The sequence below is a fragment of the uncultured Veillonella sp. genome, from assembly GCF_934190855.1.
In the GTDB taxonomy this organism is placed as follows: domain Bacteria; phylum Bacillota; class Negativicutes; order Veillonellales; family Veillonellaceae; genus Veillonella.
This window is the reverse complement of record NZ_CAKPTN010000208.1, coordinates 1-2,483: the sequence shown is the minus strand read 5'-3', so window position 1 is coordinate 2,483 and position 2,483 is coordinate 1. Positions and strand designations below refer to the sequence as shown.

1 protein-coding gene is annotated in these 2,483 nt (G+C 37.1%); it reads left to right on the top strand.

The window, feature by feature from the left end; genetic code table 11:
• Positions 1 to 1,158: 1,158 nt before the first annotated feature.
• A partial coding sequence (gene nikA, locus Q0F90_RS08805) for a nickel ABC transporter substrate-binding protein (RefSeq protein ID WP_296004846.1) occupies positions 1,159 to 2,483 on the top strand: 1,325 nt, incomplete at its 3' end.

Below are 2,483 nucleotides of genomic sequence, written 5' to 3'. Positions count from 1 at the left end.
GGGTACCTGGTAAGCAGGGCAGTAGAAGATGGAGAAGCGAAGCGACGACAGATTCACTGCATCGCTTAGTTCGGAGCGTAAGATGGACATGGAGCGAAGCTACATAAGGCCATCCACAGCGACGAACACCCAGTATCCTGGAGCGAAGAAGCGTACATGAAAACTCGCTGATTAAGATAACCCTGCTAGAGCCGTTTCCAGCCAAGGTTGTAGAGGTTATATCTATGTACGTGTCCGTGTAAGACGGAGCTGGGAAGGGTAGGGTGTGAGGCCGCAGAGGAGTGCAACGACGCATGAGGCCCACACATCACCTTCTTCCGAACGTAAGATTTACCAAGCTGCTTAGCAGCGCAGGGAAATCGACAGTGAGGAAGCAAGTAGGGCCACCGAAAAGCAATTAGATTTATTGGACGCATACGTCCATTGCATCAGGTTCGACGAAGCCCTAATGGTATATAACCTACATTATAATAACATATCATATGCTGCCATGGGCGAGTGTGATAGGAAGCCGCGACTAGTGGTAGGAGGCAATCTTATAAAACGGTAACGCGGCACAACGTGCCAATGTTACCGAACCGTAAATCAGTTGACTTACTTTAAATGATGTAATATTAACTTGCTCCATACGATATCGTGGTGCGTAGCACCTATGGTATCGAGCAGTATACTAGTTGAGTAAATTCAAATATATGTAAATAACGAGCTCTATAAGCTAGATCTTCCTGCTTATAGGGCTTTTTATTTCTTATTTCTGTATATTACTAATAAATATTTTCAATTATAAATTCTATGAATTGCATTTTCATAAATTGTATACAAATTAACAAAAACTATATTCAATCTTTTAGAATTAGTGTAATATTTTATGAAATAAAATTTCTATAGAATACAAAAACAATATTAATATTAAATAGTATAAGGTTTTTAACTCCGTATAAGATTATAAAATATATTTGTAGCATAGCATACAATCATATGAATACATCCACATATGATGGATATATCATATAATATAGTTACATTATTATGTATAAATACTAAAAACTCATTACCTATGCTTTTAGCGAATTTGACTTTCAATATCAATATAATATAATCTAAAGGCAAATATTATTATGTATATGTATCTCATTCTCAGTTTGAAAGGAGAACGAAATGAAAGTTAAACGTCTGATAGGCGTAGCCGCATTAACTATGGGCTTATTTGGTGTACTAGGGTGTGGTAATTCTACAACAGAAGTTAAGAACCCTGATCAACTTACATTTGTTAATTTCCGTGATATTCGTGACTTGAATCCTCACTTGTACGCAGGTGAAATGTACGCACAAGAATTGTTGTACGATACATTAGTACAAATTACTGATACTGGTTATGGTCCAGGTCTTGCTGAGAAGTGGGATATTAGTGAAGATGGTTTAACATATACATTCCATATTCGTAAAGGTATGAAATTCTCTGATGGGGAAGTACTTGATGCAAATGCTATTAAAGCGAACTTTGATGCTATCATGGACAACAAGTCCCGTCACACTTGGTTAGAGTCTCTTGAACTAATTACAGGTTATGAAGCAACAGATGCTAATACCTTTGTTATTCATTTGTCTAAACCATACTATCCATTGTTGACTGAATTAGGTGTAACTCGTCCGTTCGCGATGATTTCTCCAAAATCTATGAAGAATGGTACTACTAAAGACGGTGTAACTTCCTATGTTGGTTCCGGTCCATATAAATTAACAGAAGTAGTAACTGATAAATACGCTGTATTTGAAGTGAATGAAAACTACTGGGGTGAAAAACCAAAAATTAAGAAGATTGTAGTAAAAGTTATCCCTGATAACCAAACTCGTATCTTAGCGCTTGAAAAAGGTGAAATTGATTTAATCTTCGGTAAAAACATGGTAGATGCTGATGCAATTCGCAACTTTAAAGAGATGAAAGGTTTCAAAACAGATCTTTCTAAACCGACATCTACACGTCAAATCGTTATTAATACAACTAAGCCTGGCTTGAACGATAAAGCGGTTCGTTATGCACTACAATATGCTACAGATAAGAAAAAAATCTCTGAAGGTATCTTCTATGGTTTAGAACCTGCTGCGGATACATTGTTCGCCACATCTGTTCCTTACGCTGATGTAGGATTGAAACCTTATGAGTTCAGTGAAGAAAAAGCAAAATCTACATTGAGCGCTGCCGGCTATGTACTTGGTGCTGATGGTATCTACACAAAAGATGGTAAACCATTAGAATTCTCCTTGCTATACAATGCAGACAGCGTAACAGAAAAGAATATTGCTGAGTTCTTACAAGCAGAATATAAGAAAATCGGTATTAAGCTAAACATTAAAGGTGAAGAGGAACAATCTTACCGTGATAATATGAAAGCTGGTAATTTTGACCTAGTATTCAATATCTCTTGGGGTACTCCTTATGATCCTCAATCCTCCTTATCTGCTATGCGTCGTCCTGTATATGG